Genomic DNA, 15,572 nt, shown 5'->3' with positions numbered 1-15,572 from the left:
GTGATTAATAATGAAGATGATTATTGCAATTGTCCAATCAAAGGATAGCAACCGTTTACGTAAGGCCTTTAATAAGGCAGAAATTCATATGACCCAATTAGCAACTACCGGTGGATTCTTACGCGAAGGAAATGCAACTTTTTTAATTGGAATTGAGGACAATCGTGTTCAAGAAGTTCTTGATGTAATTAAGAAGAATGCTGAATCACGTGAACAATACGTTACTTCTCAAATGCATATGGATGTTGAGGGTGGCTCTGCTTTTCCAGTTAATGTAAAGATTGGTGGAGCAACGGTCTTCGTTTTACCAATCGAGGATTTCATTAAGTTTTAAAGTAGGTGAGATGGTGGCTGAACAAGGACTGACGCGTGCTGAACGATTACAACCAACAATTATTACTCGTTTTCAAAAAATATTAGCAAATAAAGAGCTTGCTCACGCATACCTACTAGTCGGGCCGGGAGGATCAGGTAAGATGTCTGTCGCTAGGTGGTTAGCCTTAAGACTTTTTTGTCTACATCCAGAAAATAATGAACCTGATTTAACTTGTCCCGAATGTCAACGTATTTTATCGGGAAATCATCCTGACATTGTATATGCGTCTCCAGAAGGCCGTCAGATTAAAGTTGATGAGATTAGGCATTTAAAAAAAGAATTTACCAAGAGTGCTGTTGAAGGAAATAAAAAGTTATTTATTATTCAAGATGCTGATAAGATGACCAATGGAGCAGCTAATAGTCTACTAAAATTTATTGAAGAACCGGGAGCCGGTGTTTATATTTTAATGTTAACGGCTAATAAAAGTGCGTTGCTACCAACAATTCGGTCACGAACCCAGGTAATTGAATTACCGCCATTGAAAAAAGAAGCTCTTTTGAAGGTGTTAGCAGAGCATGATATTCCTGTAGCACAACGACAAATTGCTGTTGGGATTACTGATTCTGTATCGGCAATTGAGCAGTGGCAAGAAGATGACTGGTTTGGCAATACAATCATGGCAGTTTTACAATGGTATAAGGATACGGCAAAAGGTGACATGCTGGGTTTTGTTGACGTACAAACATCACTTTTAAAAGTTGCGACTGATCGTGATAAGCAACAAATTACTTTGGACTTAATTGCACTGATTTGGCGGGATACATTAATACTGGCATCTGGGATTACTGACCCTAATCGTTTGCATTTTAATAATGCTTTAAGTGAAATACGAGAAGTTGCTAGTCGATATTCGGTTCAGCAGTTATTAGCAGCAAGTCAACTAACATTGAAAACTCGGCATTTACTGGAACAAAATATTAGTTTTCAAAATGTTGTCGAACAATTAACAATCAGGCTTGTACAAACATTAAGTGCTAGATAGGGGCGAGAAAATGAGTGATCAGCATAATTCAAGTAATATTTATGAACGTTTTGCTCAAGTAATGCAACAGACACGAGATCTAGTTAGCAACATGGAGCAATTGCAGGATCAAATAACCGCGATTCTTGAAGAAAATGTTGAACTGTCAATTGAAAATGAACATCTTCGTCAGATAGTGAAGAAGGGTCAAGCAAAGCATGATGACAATCACTTATCAGGATCACGGCAAAACTTGAAGGAACTGTATCAGCAAGGATTTCATGTTTGTAGTGAATATTATGGTAAGCGGTTAGCGCCAAATGAATCGTGTACTTTTTGTCTTGATGCGATCTTTGGTCACGATCAGGGAATGACAAAATAGGAGGACCTATGCAGCAAACTAGTAGTTTTAGTGAACACCAGACAGGCAGCTTATATCTTGTGCCAACGCCCATTGGTAACCTAGATGATATGACTTTTCGGGCAATTAAGACACTTAAAGAGGTTGATTTGATTGCAGCCGAAGATACTCGCCATACTCAGCAGCTACTAAACCACTTTGAAATTTCTACTCGGCAAATAAGTTTTCATGAACATAATACTGAGCAACGGGTTCCAGAATTAATTAAAAAATTAAAGGATGGCCTTTCTATCGCTCAGTGTAGTGATGCAGGGATGCCCTCTATCTCAGATCCTGGCAAGGAACTAGTGGCAGCTGCTGTAAAAGAGGGGATACCTGTTATTCCGCTTCCGGGAGCCAATGCGGGGTTAACTGCTTTGATTGCTTCTGGGCTAGTACCCCAACCATTTTATTTTTTTGGCTTTTTAGATCGCAAACATCAGCAACAGGTTAATGCCCTTGAAGAACTAAAAAGCCGTAAGGAAACAATGATTTTTTACGAGGCTCCTCACCGCCTAAAGAAAACATTAGCAACGATGGCTGAAGTCTTTGGTGCTCAGCGTCAAGTGGTTCTTGCCCGCGAGCTAACTAAACGGTATGAGGAATTTACCCGCGGAACCCTTGCGGAGATATTAGATTGGTATGCTAGTCATCAGGCTCGCGGCGAATTTGTAATCATTGTGGCGGGTAATGATCATCCTGCCGAAGAAGAAAAGAAGACTTCGCAACTACCACTGGCTGAGCAGGTTGATCAAGCAATTCTTACTGGCCTTTCAACGAATGCCGCTATTAAGCTTGTTGCTAAGCAGAATCATATTAAACGCCAAGAATTATATAAGCAGTATCACCAATTGTAGGAGAAAAAAATGAAACTAACACAGGATGCTCAAACTTATGAAATGCCTCATTTACTAGCATATTACGAATGTGATGAAACCGGTCATCCTAGTATGAGTATGATGTTAAGTATGATATCAATGGTATCTGATGAACACAGCATGAGTTTAGGAATGGGAACTAATGAAGTACAACAGACCGGTGGTACGTGGGTCGTTAGTGGTTATGAAGGTCAACTCAATAAGAAACAGCCATTATTTGGTGAGACAATTATTCTTGGAACAAGGGCTGTTGCTTACAATCGCTTTTTTGCCGTACGTGAATTTTGGATTATGGATCAGAATCATAAAGTGGAGTACGCCCACTTCAAATCAATGTTTGTTTTTATGAATCTTAAGACCCGACGGATGGAGTCTATTCCACCTGTTTTGATTAAACCCTTTAATTCACCGATGGAAAAAAGAATTCCCCGCTTAAAACGTCCTCATAAATTGGCGGAAACATCAGCGGTAGTTGAACAAAATTACCGGGTACGCTACTTTGACCTTGATGCTAACCATCATGTAAATAATGCTCGCTACTTTGACTGGCTCCTTGATCCGCTTGGCCGAGAATTTTTGCGGAAACATCAGATTCAAAGTTTCAGTTTGCAGTATCTACAAGAGGTACGAGATGGAGAAATAATCAATAGTCGGGTAAACCAGTTAAAAGCAGAAGAAACCACTAGTTATCACCAAATTGTAGTAGGCAATCAGGTTGATGCAATCGCTGAGATAAATTGGTATAAAAATAATGGGTAAATAACCTCTTTGATAAGACTAACTTAAGGTGTTAGTTATTATCTTTTGTTTTAGATGGGAGCTTTAAGGTTGTTTTCCGTATAAAACTTAACAATAGTTATAAATAAAGGACTGATGGAAAAAACATCCCCATTAGTCTTTTTTTGTGTATAAAAATATCCTATTTTAAGGGAAATCGCTATTGGAAAAGGTAATTCCCTTTCACGTTTTTGTAGAGCCGGACAAGGGAAGATGGTATTCTATGAATAGTAGTAAATATGAGGGGTGAGTTGATGTGAAAAAATCATTGACAGCGATAATCTATTTAGAACCTGATCAGGTTAGCTTGCGGATTGTCGAAATACCGACATTAATGATGGTTAACAGTGTCCGATCAGGATTATTAAATATTGGAAAGTCTAAGGTTGCCAATTATTCGGAAAATATGGCAGCAATTGTTAGTAATATTGAAGGGTTTAAGCAAATTATTAAGGATTATCAGGCTAGTCCGGTTAAATTTTATGGGGATTTGGAAGATCTTGACCCGGTAACTGCACGGTATGTTAGTGATCAGTTGGAAGTACGGACAGGATTACAAATTGAGTGGCTTAATAATAATCAATTAATGGCGCAGTCGATGAGTTACTTATTGACCCTTTTGCCAGAATTTGCCAAGCTGAGTAAGCATAATATGTATTTGCTTAGTATTGGTCTTAGTTCTACGACGCTAGCTTATTTCCATCATGGTAATTTTGAACGAGCATGGGACATTGACTTAGGAAATGCAAAGATTAGTCACCTTGTTAATCGTTTGCGGAAGACGGCGACAAATCCAACTGAAATTATTCAAGATTATATCAGTAGTAAGCTGGAGTACCTGACACCCGAATTAACAAAGAAAAAGCATACGGTAATGATGATTCAAAATGCGTTGGCTCTTAATAAACTCTTTTTACCGCATGGAAAACAAATTGCTGAGGTTCCGTTAGCTGAGTTTCATGATGATTATCAAAAGATTCTTTCTCCAGCTAAGGATGGCTTAGTAAAAAATATTAAAATTGATGACCAGCAGTTTGAATTACTTTTACCCAACTACTTAGTGACAGCGCGGACTGTTCGTTTAATTCAACCCGCTGGCTTATATGTAACCGATATTTCAACAATGGATGGGATTTCTCATGGAATTGGTGTTAATAATGATCAGACCCGCCGGCAGATTAATGGGATGATTCGGACAGCAGCAGATAATATTTCAGAACGGTACGGGGTTGACTCGGCACACCGTGACTTTGTAACGCAATTTTCATTACAATTGTTTGATCAACTACGCCCGATTCACCGGTTGGGTCAGCATGAGCGTTTACTCTTAGAAATTGCTAGTCGGATTGATGATATTGGTAATTTTATTAATCAGCGGGGCCACTATCGCCATTCTGCTTATATTATGGAAGCCACCCCTCTGATTGGTCTTTCAGATAAAGATAATCGGATCATTGCAGAAGTTGCTCGTTATCATAGTGCGGAATCACCAGATATTAGCCAAGCTCATTACCGCCATCTTGATGATGATATCCAGATGCCAGTGGCTAAACTTGCGGCTATTTTACGGCTTGTCGATGCGTTAGATGACTCGCGATTGCAAAAAATTTCAAAAATTAAGTTAACGCTGGTAGGCGATGATCAGTTAATTATTAAAGCTACAGCTAATGATGATTTGGTATTAGAGAAGTGGTCATTTAGTCAGAAATCACAACTGTTTAGGGACGTATACGGTATTCAGCCAGTGTTAACTGAGAGGAGTAATCATTAACATGTATAAGGACTTTTATAAACCACAAAATTATGTTAACCGAGAATTAAGCTGGATTGACTTTAATGGTCGGGTATTAGGTGAAGCAACCGATACTGCCAATCCATTGCTTGAACGGGCCAATTTTTTAGGGATTACCCAGAGTAATGTTGACGAATTCTTTATGGTACGAGTAGCCTCACTTCATAAGTTAGCTGCGGCTAAGGTAACGACAACGGATGCGTCTGGATTGACACCTGAAGAACAGTTGGATGCGGTAAATGAAAAAGAGCATCGAATGGTTAGACAACGTTATGAAGTTTATAACCAGCAAATTATCCCTGAGTTAGCTGAGAATGATATTCGGATTATACATATTCGGCAGTTAAACGAGAAACAATATGAATTTATTCAGCGCTACTTTAATGATGAATTGATGCCGGTCCTTACACCGATGGCAGATGATGCTTCGCGACCGTTTCCCTTTATTTCTAATAACTCTTTGAATATTGCTGTTCAATTACGACGCCGGATAAGGCATACTACACATTTGCAAGAAGAAATTTTAGAAGGGGACCAAGAAGTTCATCGTCACCAGGTAGAACCACATGACGACCGCCAAGAAGCAGATATTAAGTTTGCAACGGTACGGGTACCAGAGATTTATAAGCGGCTTGTCCGTCTTCCTGGTGAAAATAATTTTATTTTAATTGATGAGATTATTACGGAATTCCTAGGTGCCTTATTTCCTGGCTATGAGATTCTTGCGACGGCCTCTTATCGTGTAATGCGAGACATGGATTTAGACGTAGCAGAAGAAGATACTTCTGACTTATTAAGAGCTGTAAAACATCAGCTTCGAGAACGGGAACACGGACGCGTGATGCGGTTGGAGGTTCCGCGGTCAATTGATAACTGGTTAAAGGAACAGCTAATTGACAATTTGCATGTTAGTGAACGATCCCTTTATGAAGTTGATGGTCCAGTTGATTTGACATTTTTAAAAAAGTTATCGGGGATGGTCGATGGACATGCCGATTTACGCTTTCCACCATATAAACCATATTTAAATCCAGCATTAGATATGGAGCATAATATTTTTGCTGCAATCCGTCAGCGAGATTATTTAATGCAACACCCGTACGATAATTTTCAGGCTGTGGTTAACTTTATTCACCAAGCGGCAGTTGATCCTGATGTCCTAGCAATTAAAATGACCTTATACCGGGTTTCTGGAAATTCACCGATCATTAAATATTTGGGAATGGCTGCTCAACAAGGGAAACAGGTGACAGTTCTTGTTGAGGTTAAGGCACGGTTTGATGAGCAGAATAATGTTCGCTGGGCGCAACGTTTGGAACAGATGGGTTGTCATGTTATTTATGGCTTAGTCGGTTTAAAAACTCACTGTAAGGTTGCGTTAGTAATACGTCGTGATGAAGATGGATTACGGCGTTACATGCATTTAGGAACCGGAAATTATAATGACGTTACTGCCCACTTTTACACTGATATGGGACTATTTACTTGTGACCATGAGCTTGGTATAGATATGACTAACTTATTTAACATGCTTTCTGGATTTGCTCGCCCGGCTTACTTTAATGAGCTCCGGGTTTCCCCCGATGGGATTCGGACCTTTATCAATGCAAAAATTGATGAACAGATAAAAAACGCAAAGAATGGTAATCCTGCTTTAATTCGAATGAAGATGAATTCGTTGTCAGATAAGCAAATTATTGCTCGTTTATATGATGCGGCTGCTAACGGGGTTAAAATTGAGTTACTAATTCGGGGAATTACCTGTTTACGAAATGATCTGCCAGAGCTTCATGGGAATATCGAGGTGCACTCAATAGTTGGCCGCTTCCTTGAACACTCACGAATTTATTACTTTAAGAGTAATGGACATGAAGAAGTCTATCTTGCCAGCGCTGACATGATGACACGAAATCTTAATCGACGAGTGGAAGAATTATATCCGGTAACGCAAAATGATACTAAAGCCCACGCTATTCACATTTTTGATATGATGTGGAAAGATAATGTTAAGGCGCGTACATTGGTGGGAGATCATTATGAGCGAATTGACCGTGGATCAGCTGCTCCCTTTAATTCGCAGGAATACTTTGTGGCACAGGCAGTTAAGTTAAATAAGGAAAAGAAAAAAGAAAAGAAGGCGCAGAAACACTTTTCGGCAGTCTTTGAAACTCTAAGTCGACATGTTTCTAACCTTCACCTCGATGATCGAAAGGATGAATAGCTAATGGTCAAAGAAAAGCATCTAGCAATTATTGATCTTGGTTCCAATTCGGTTCGCTTGAAGATAACTAAGATCCAAGAAGCAGGTAACTATGAAACGGTTCAATACGAAAAAAGGTATGTCCGTCTTGCTTCAAATATTGGACCAGAAAGGATGCTTAAGCAGGGACCGATGAAGCGAACTCTAGGGGCATTAGAAGAGTTTCGAGCGATTTGTGACCGCTATCGTGACAAGAATTTGACAATTTTAGCAGTTGCAACAGCTGCTGTTCGTCAGGCACAAAACCAGCTGCAGTTTTTAGAAAAAGTGCGCCAAACAACTGGCTTTGATATCCATGTTATTAGTGGTGAACGTGAAGCCTACCTAGATTATGTTGGGGTGAATCAAACATTGCCGTTGGACAAAGGACTGATTATTGATACTGGTGGTGCAAGCATGGAATTAGTTTCTGTTAATAATGGTGAGGCTGAAGAAACCGTTAGTATTCCAATTGGGTCGGTGACAATTTCGCAAACTTACCACCTTGATGACAAAATTAATCCGGCCGATCTTTTTGACGCGATGGTACGGATTGATGAGGTTTTGTCGCAACAGCGGTGGCTTAATCGAATGCGCCAAACTAAGATTATTGCTTTAGGAGGTTGCAATCGAGCATTAGCAAAAGTTTACCGTTGGCAACAAGCACTAAGTCCAAATGAAGTGATGCCGGTTCACGGTTTAACAATGCGAGCGGAAGAGGCTTTTCTAATTATGCGCCAATTATTAGAAGTTGACCGGCAAACTCGTGCGGGAATTCGTGGAATAACGAAGGTGCGAGCTGATGTGATTGTTGGAGGATTATTACCGTTGGTTTCACTAGTCCGCCAATTATCAATTGATGAGATTAGTTTTAGTAATAGTGGTTTACGAGAAGGGTTACTATTTAAGTATCTTGACCAGCAGATTGATTTTGATGAGCTTAGGAGTAAATGATAATTAATGGATGAGTAGTCATCATGCGTCTAGTTTGTATGTGATTTTCTACTTTATATTTACATTAAACTTTTACTTCTTTTTACTAAATTTTACTGAATTTCAAACGTAAAACTGTGCTACAATCACTATGAAAGCTTTAGTTGGATCAAGGAGGAAACAAGATGTCAATTTTAGTTGCTGGTGGTGCCGGATATATCGGTTCCCATATGGTAAAAGACCTTATTGAACACGGTGAAGATGTAGTAGTTGCTGATAATTTATCAACAGGTCACCGTGATGCAATCAATCCAAAGGCTAAGTTTTATGAAGGCGATATCCGTGATCGTCAATTCTTAGATAAAATCTTTGATAATGAAGATATTACTGCAGTTGTTCACTTTGCTGCTTTCTCAATTGTTCCTGAATCAATGAGTAAGCCACTGAAGTACTTTGATAACAACACTGGTGGAATGATTACTTTGCTTGAGGCAATGCATGATCATGATATTAAGTACATTGTCTTTAGTTCGACTGCCGCTACTTATGGTGTTCCTGAACATATGCCAATCAAGGAAACCGACCCGCAAAAGCCAATTAATCCATACGGCTTGAGTAAATTGATGATGGAAGAAATGATGGCATGGGCTGATAAGGCTTACGGAATTAAGTTTGTTGCCCTCCGTTACTTCAACGTTGCTGGTGCTGCTCCAGATGGTACAATTGGTGAGGACCACGGTCCAGAAACTCACCTCGTACCAATCATCCTTCAAGTTGCACAAGGCAAGCGGGACGAATTAAGTATTTTTGGTGATGATTACAACACACCAGATGGGACCAATGTTCGTGACTATGTTCATGTCATGGACTTAGCTGACGCGCACATCCTTGCAATTAAGTACCTTAAGGAAGGCAATAAGAGCAATGCCTTTAACCTTGGTTCATCTACCGGTTTCTCAAACAAGCAAATGCTAGAAGCAGCGCGTGAAGTTACTGGTAAGCCAATTCCAGCTAAGATGGCGCCACGTCGTCCGGGAGATCCTGACTCATTAGTTGCCGCTAGTGATAAGGCCCGTAATATTCTTGGCTGGGATCCCAAATATGATGATGTTCATGACATTATTGCTACTGCTTGGAAGTGGCACTCAACTCACCCAAAGGGCTATGATGACCGCGACTAATTACAATTAAATTAAAATGAGGCTGGGAATTAACCCAACCTTTTTTACTGTTTTAAAAGATAAGAATGTCACAACGCAGTAGCTGGCTGGCAGTTTAAACGCTGATAAATCAGCATTTGACCAGCCTAGCCATCCTTGCGGGGGTGGGAAGACGAACTAGACAAGCTAGTTCTTTCCCACTCCCTATTTTAATTTAAAAAGGATTATTTATATTGCATGATGATTCATTAAAGATATTAAACCTAAAAAGCACGCAAACCATGTCTATTGTGATAAGATGTAAGATGATTGAAAGGACTGATTGAAATGAAAATACTTGCCATTGATACATCAAACCACCCGATGAGCGTGGCATTAGTTGAAGATGAGCAATTGCTAGCAACGACAACCTTAAATATGGTGCGTAATCACAGTATTTACTTGATGCCAGCGATTAGTAAATTATTTGAATTGGTCCAATGGCAACCAGCTGATATTGACCGAGTTGTTGTTGCGCAAGGCCCTGGTTCTTATACGGGGGTTAGAATTGCGGTAACGACGGCAAAGGTATTAGCAGATACGGAAAATATTGACTTGGTGGGAGTATCAAGTCTCGCGGTCTTAGCACGGAATGTTGAACCAGCATCTACGGCAATTATTGTTCCATTCTTTGATGCACGTCGAGGAAATGTTTTTGCAGGTGCCTATCGCTGGCAAAATGGTGAACTGATAAATGAGATAGCAGATCAACACCTAGGAATAGATGTTTTGCTTAACCAGTTGGCAAAGCTAGATCAGTCCGTACTTTTAGTAGGGCACATGACTGATAAGATTCGAGCTAAGTTTGACCAGCTTCCAGCTAATGTGACATTATTGCCACGAGTATACGGAATTCCGTCTACATATCAGTTGGCGCTTGCGGGTAAGCAAGGGGCGCCGGTAAAAGAGATTGATTCTTTTGTTCCCCATTATTTAAGAATTACTGAAGCGGAAGCAAATTGGCAAAAACTGCATCCAGGAGAAACAAGAAAAAACTATGTTCGAGAAGTTTAAAGAATGGTTTGCGACGACGGGGTCACCAAAACGACCATGTCTTGATTTTACACGGCGAGTGGTAATGATTAGTGGACACCAGTATATTGTGCGAATGGCAGATGATACTGATATAGATACGATGGTTACAATTGAAGAACGGATCTATGGGAAAGCACCGTGGAGTTATGCAGCGTTTCGAATTGAGTTACAACGGCCGCATGATCGTTTATACCTAGTAATTGAAGATGACCAGCAGGTAGTTGGTTTTATCGGGACTGCTGTTGATTGGTACCATTATGACCTTCACATTACCAATGTTGGGATCACTCCTAGTTATCAAGGCAAGGGAATCGGTACTTATTTGATTTCGACCACGAAGAATTATGCGCGACACTTAAAGCTGCATTCAATGAGTTTAGAGGTTCGTGTTCATAATTTTTCAGCTCGTAAGTTATATGAGAGTCTCGGTTTTAAAGATCATCATATCAAGCGTCGTTACTATTTAGATAACCATGAAGATGCAGTTGATATGCAAGCAAATTTACTCAAGTAGAGGAGATTTTATTTTATTATGGCAGAACGCACACTAATACTAGCGTTTGAGTCTAGTTGTGATGAGACGAGTGTTGCCGTAGTTGAAAACGGCACGAAAATTTTATCAAATATTGTAGCAACGCAAATTGACAGTCACCAGCGTTTCGGTGGGGTTGTTCCGGAAGTTGCTAGTCGTCACCATATTGAACAAATTACTAAGTGTACGGATGAAGCACTCGCCCAATCGAAAGTTAGTTATGATGACATTGCCGCGGTGGCAGTTACTTATGGTCCGGGATTGGTTGGATCATTACTGATTGGGGTGACGGCGGCTAAGGTAATTGCCTGGGCGCATAATTTACCGTTGGTTCCAGTAAATCACATGGCAGGACACATCTATGCGGCTCGTTTTGTTGGTGAGTTTAAGTACCCGCAAATGGCCTTATTAGTTTCAGGGGGACATACCGAGTTAGTTTATATGCCATCAGAGCATGAGTACCAGATTATCGGTGAGACGCGTGATGACGCTACCGGTGAAGCTTATGACAAGATTGGTCGGGTCCTTGGAGTTAATTATCCGGCAGGAAAAACTATTGATGAGTGGGCAGCAAAGGGTGAAGATACATTCAATTTTCCCCGGGCGATGGAAAAAGAGGCCAACTATGATTTTAGTTTCAGTGGTCTTAAGAGTGCCTTTATTAATACGGTTCATAACGCAGACCAGCGGGGAGAAAAATTAGATAAGTATGATCTTGCCGCCAGTTTCCAGCAGAGTGTCGTTGATGTATTAGCGGAGAAGACAATGCGGGCTCTTGACCGTTATCCAGTAAAGCAATTGATTCTTGCCGGTGGGGTAGCAGCTAACCATGGTTTACGGACGCGGTTAGATCACGATATGAAGAAGTACCACCCTGACATTACGATGTTACAGGCACCATTAAAGCTATGTGGTGACAATGCAGCGATGATTGGTGCGGCAGGTTATGTTGACTTTCAACATGGCGATCGGGCAGGCATGGACCTCAATGCAGTTCCTGGTTTAATGTTTGATCGAATGAAAATTTAGTAAATAAAAGCGATAATCTTAGCAATCTATTGACAGATGAACCAGATTATCGCTTATTTTTTTATTGTTCGCCGTTTGCTTTGTTAACGGCATCAATTATTGCGTAACGGAAACCATGCTTCTCAAGTGCTTCAACCCCCTTGATAGTAGTACCGCCAGGAGAAGTTACCTGGTCACGTAATAAGGCTGGTGCTAATTTGCTATCATATGCAAGAGTACCAGTTCCCTTTACCATACTAGCAACTACCTGGTAGGCGGTTTGGCGGTCAAGGCCATGTTTAACCGCTGCATCACTCATTGCGTCCATCATTACATCGACGAATGCAGGACCACAGCCACCAATGACACCAATGATATCAAGCTTATCTTCGGGAAGTTCGATGACGTCACCAAGGCTATTTAAGACAGTAAGAATGGTAGTCGTCGCTTCAGCCGTGATATCGGTAGGAAGTGCGAGGCCGATTGTTCCGGCGTTTACCTCAACGGGGGTATTGGGGATGATATTAGCAATGGTTTTATTAGGAAGAACCTTAGCAAGTTCTTGGTGACTTATACCAGCAGCGGCAGAAATAATGATGGCTTTATTATCAATAGCAGTGGCTAATTCTTTTGCAACCGCTACGGTGACAGGAGCAGGAGTGGTGAGGATGATTATATCAGGTTTTAATGAAGCAACTTCTGCGGTCGTGTTTACTAGGTGAAAGTTAAGTTCTTGAGCTAGTTTGGCGACACGGGGATTGACGGGATTCATTGCACTGATGGTAAATTTGGCCGAATTATTAAGTCCCTTAATAATTGCACTTCCCATATTTCCAACGCCGATAACTGTAATTTTCATATTATTTTCCTCCTTTTTATTCATTAATGGCGAACCTGACCATTTCCGGTAATTTCATATTTAATCGTTGTTAATTGCTGCAAGCCCATTGGTCCGCGCGCGTGAAGCTTTTGGGTACTGATCCCAATTTCGGCACCGAAGCCAAATTCACCACCATCAGTGAAACGAGTTGAGGCGTTGACATATACGCAGGCAGAGTTAATTGCTTGCTGGAAGTAACGACCGCGGTTGATATCATTGGTAATGATTGCTTCCGAGTGGTGGGTGCTATGTTTGTTGATATGGTCAATCGCACTGTCAAGGGAATCGACTATTTTGACAGCCATGATGAGGTCATTGTATTCAGTATCCCAATCTTCATCACTGGCGGGGTGGATAGTAGGTACTAATGAGCAGCTTCTTTCATCACCGCGTAATTGGACGCCGTGGTCAATTAATTTCTTAGCGATTACTGGTAGGAATTTCTTAGCGACATCTTGGTGGATAAGTAATTTTTCCGCAGCATTGCAGACAGATGGTCGTTGAACCTTAGCATTAACGGTAATCGCGGCTGCCATATCGAGGTCTGCATCTTTGTCAATATAGATGTGACAATTACCAGCGCCGGTCTCAATGACAGGGACAGTGGCATTTTTCACTACTCGTTGGATAAGATTATGGCCTCCACGTGGAATCAAGACATCGATATAATCAGTAAGGTTCATCATTTCATCTGCTGACTGGTGGCTGGTATCAGTGACTAATTGAATTGCATCAGCAGGGAGTCCCTGTTCTTTTAGTGAGTTGCGTAAAATTGTTGCGAGGGCGATGTTAGTCTGGAGCGCTTCCTTGCCTCCGCGTAATATTACGGCATTACCACTCTTGAATGTTAATCCAGCGGCATCAACAGTAACGTTTGGGCGCGCTTCAAAGATAATTCCAATCACGCCTAGGGGAACACGACGTTGTAAAATTTCCAGTCCATCATTTGTTACCCAGCCCTTATCAATTTGAGCGGTTGGGTCAGCAAGATCAGCGATGGTACGTAAACCGGCTGCCATATCATTGATTCGTTGGGGGGTGACCATTAAGCGGTCAGTAAACTTGGCAGGCATGTCCGTTGCATTTGCAAGATCTTTTTTATTAGCAGTAATAATTTCATCTTGGTGATTAATTAGGTCAGCTGCTAGTTGTAACAGTGCGGCGTTTTTATCAGCGGCTTTTAATAGTGCAAGCCGGTTTGCGGCTACTTGTGCTTTTTGACCAAGCATAACTAATTTTTCTGTCATAAGATGACCTCCTATTTTCCAAAGTGCGTACCAATAGTTTGTCCATCAAAAATATCAAAGAGTATCTTAGGATTTTTTCCTGAACAAAGAATCATTTGTTTACCTGCCTGCATCATCGTTGCGGCTGCTCGGAGCTTAGTGACCATTCCACCGGTTCCAAAGCGGGTACTAGAGCCACTTGCGGCTGCCTTTATTTCAGGTGTGAGGGTAGCAACTTTTCTGATAATTTGGGCATTACTAAATTTATGTGGGTCCTTATCATAAAGACCATCAATGTCAGAGAGGACGATTAGTCGGTCTGCGTCGATGGCTGTTGCCACTTGCGCTGATAATTCATCGTTATCACTAAAAGTAGTATAGTGATCCAATTCATCAACAGAAACTGGATCATTTTCATTAACAATAGGAATTACCCGTTGTTTAAGCAGAGTACTAATTGTATTAAGGGTGTGCCGGCGGCTGACAGGGAAGTCAAGGACATCGCGGGTTAAAAGTAGCTGGGCAACATGAGTCTGGTAGTCTAAAAAACGTTGAGAATATATCCGCATTAATTCGGCCTGACCGATTGATGCAAGTGCTTGTTGTTTAGCGATCTCGGCAGGTCGATTTTTTAATCCAAGGCTAGCAAGACCAACACCGATTGCCCCGGATGAAACTAAAATAAGTTCATATCCCTGGTTATTAAGGGTGGCAAGGGTAAAGGATAGCTGGTCAATTGTTTTTAAATTGATTCGGCCGTTCGGTAAAACGAGGCTGCTTGTTCCAATTTTTACAACAACTCGTTGGTGTGTATCTGTCATTGTGAAGATCCTTTCGTAAACAAAAAGCGCCCTTAACCGAGACACCAATTATGGCGGTACCATTCTCGTTTAAAGACGCGCTTTACTCTTTTTAAGTTTTTATTAAAATTAGTTAAAAATTGTAGGAGGATGTTGGCACTTGCTATAGTTTTCAGTCGACGACCATAGTTCCTGTACTGGCTTACTTATATCTACAACTAAAATTTTAATCGAGCCAGTGGTCGTTTGTCAACACTTATTATTTTTACGGTTAAATTAAAATGCCATTGACAAATAATTAAAAATAAATTAGAATAACGCCAATAATTAAATAAGAAGTTGTCAAGATGAGTAGGAGTAACGATGCATTTAGAGAGTTTTCGGTTGGTGGAAGAAAATTACAAATTACTTTGAAGATGGTCTTGATGGATTAGTACAATGGTGAGGGAAACTAAGCTATTGTCGGCTGATACCCGTTATCAAGTATCGAAGTTTGACTAGAACTTATTGAGGCTGTTGATGAGAGTGAACAG

At 40.7% G+C, this 15,572-nt stretch carries 15 protein-coding genes; 12 read left to right on the top strand and 3 right to left on the bottom strand.

The genetic code is table 11. The features are described 5' to 3' along the window. The first annotated feature begins 10 nt into the window (after nucleotides 1–10). From darA to tsaD, 12 genes are all read left to right on the top strand, one after another. Nucleotides 11–334 carry a cyclic di-AMP receptor DarA gene (darA, locus tag H5S39_RS11060; RefSeq protein ID WP_182597124.1) on the top strand — a complete coding sequence of 108 codons (324 nt, stop codon included), beginning with the start codon at nucleotides 11–13 and terminating at the stop codon, nucleotides 332–334. A gap of 13 nt (nucleotides 335–347) precedes the next feature. Further along, nucleotides 348–1,361 (top strand): DNA polymerase III subunit delta', encoded by a 1,014-nt coding sequence (holB, locus tag H5S39_RS11055; RefSeq protein WP_182597196.1) that lies wholly within the window; start codon nucleotides 348–350, stop codon nucleotides 1,359–1,361. A gap of 10 nt (nucleotides 1,362–1,371) precedes the next feature. Next, nucleotides 1,372–1,722, top strand: a complete 351-nt coding sequence (locus H5S39_RS11050; protein ID WP_182597123.1) for a DNA replication initiation control protein YabA — start codon at nucleotides 1,372–1,374, stop codon at nucleotides 1,720–1,722. An 8-nt stretch (nucleotides 1,723–1,730) separates the two neighbouring features. Continuing rightward, nucleotides 1,731–2,597, top strand: coding sequence for a 16S rRNA (cytidine(1402)-2'-O)-methyltransferase (gene rsmI, locus H5S39_RS11045; protein WP_182597122.1), 867 nt, complete (start codon nucleotides 1,731–1,733; stop codon nucleotides 2,595–2,597). 9 nt (nucleotides 2,598–2,606) lie between these two features. Then, nucleotides 2,607–3,377: an acyl-[acyl-carrier-protein] thioesterase gene (locus H5S39_RS11040; RefSeq protein ID WP_182597121.1), complete on the top strand. Its 771-nt coding sequence runs from the start codon at nucleotides 2,607–2,609 to the stop codon at nucleotides 3,375–3,377. A gap of 274 nt (nucleotides 3,378–3,651) precedes the next feature. Then, a complete protein-coding gene (locus H5S39_RS11035; protein ID WP_182597120.1) occupies nucleotides 3,652–5,166 on the top strand; it encodes an exopolyphosphatase in 1,515 nt (504 codons plus the stop codon). A gap of 1 nt (nucleotide 5,167) precedes the next feature. After that, a complete protein-coding gene (locus H5S39_RS11030) occupies nucleotides 5,168–7,408 on the top strand; it encodes an RNA degradosome polyphosphate kinase (RefSeq protein ID WP_182597119.1) in 2,241 nt (746 codons plus the stop codon). Nucleotides 7,409–7,411: 3 nt separating this feature from the next. Next, a complete protein-coding gene (locus H5S39_RS11025) occupies nucleotides 7,412–8,380 on the top strand; it encodes a Ppx/GppA family phosphatase (RefSeq protein ID WP_182597118.1) in 969 nt (322 codons plus the stop codon). Between the two features lie 164 nt (nucleotides 8,381–8,544). Beyond that, nucleotides 8,545–9,540 carry a UDP-glucose 4-epimerase GalE gene (gene galE / locus H5S39_RS11020; protein WP_182597117.1) on the top strand — a complete coding sequence of 332 codons (996 nt, stop codon included), beginning with the start codon at nucleotides 8,545–8,547 and terminating at the stop codon, nucleotides 9,538–9,540. Between the two features lie 306 nt (nucleotides 9,541–9,846). Beyond that, nucleotides 9,847–10,572, top strand: coding sequence for a tRNA (adenosine(37)-N6)-threonylcarbamoyltransferase complex dimerization subunit type 1 TsaB (gene tsaB / locus H5S39_RS11015; RefSeq protein WP_182597116.1), 726 nt, complete (start codon nucleotides 9,847–9,849; stop codon nucleotides 10,570–10,572). Beyond that, nucleotides 10,556–11,107, top strand: coding sequence for a ribosomal protein S18-alanine N-acetyltransferase (gene rimI, locus H5S39_RS11010; RefSeq protein WP_182597115.1), 552 nt, complete (start codon nucleotides 10,556–10,558; stop codon nucleotides 11,105–11,107). Before tsaB ends, rimI begins: the two co-directional genes overlap by 17 nt. 18 nt (nucleotides 11,108–11,125) lie before the next feature. Next, on the top strand, nucleotides 11,126–12,154 hold the full coding sequence (tsaD, locus tag H5S39_RS11005) for a tRNA (adenosine(37)-N6)-threonylcarbamoyltransferase complex transferase subunit TsaD (protein ID WP_182597114.1): 1,029 nt from the start codon (nucleotides 11,126–11,128) through the stop codon (nucleotides 12,152–12,154). A 61-nt stretch (nucleotides 12,155–12,215) separates the two neighbouring features. On the opposite strand, the gene proC is transcribed toward tsaD, so the two are convergent. From proC to proB, 3 genes are read right to left on the bottom strand one after another with little or no spacing between them, the layout of a single operon-like run. After that, nucleotides 12,216–12,992, bottom strand: coding sequence for a pyrroline-5-carboxylate reductase (proC, locus tag H5S39_RS11000; RefSeq protein ID WP_182597113.1), 777 nt, complete (start codon nucleotides 12,990–12,992; stop codon nucleotides 12,216–12,218). Nucleotides 12,993–13,015: 23 nt separating this feature from the next. Next, nucleotides 13,016–14,260 (bottom strand): glutamate-5-semialdehyde dehydrogenase, encoded by a 1,245-nt coding sequence (locus tag H5S39_RS10995; RefSeq protein ID WP_182597112.1) that lies wholly within the window; start codon nucleotides 14,258–14,260, stop codon nucleotides 13,016–13,018. 11 nt (nucleotides 14,261–14,271) lie between these two features. Continuing rightward, nucleotides 14,272–15,060 (bottom strand): glutamate 5-kinase, encoded by a 789-nt coding sequence (proB, locus tag H5S39_RS10990; RefSeq protein ID WP_182597111.1) that lies wholly within the window; start codon nucleotides 15,058–15,060, stop codon nucleotides 14,272–14,274. Between the last annotated feature and the right edge of the window lie 512 nt (nucleotides 15,061–15,572).

Origin of the sequence: Limosilactobacillus rudii (assembly GCF_014145455.1) — a bacterium.
GTDB lineage: Bacteria > Bacillota > Bacilli > Lactobacillales > Lactobacillaceae > Limosilactobacillus > Limosilactobacillus rudii.
The sequence above is the reverse complement of the archived record's forward strand: the minus strand, read 5'-3'. Positions and strand labels throughout refer to the sequence as shown.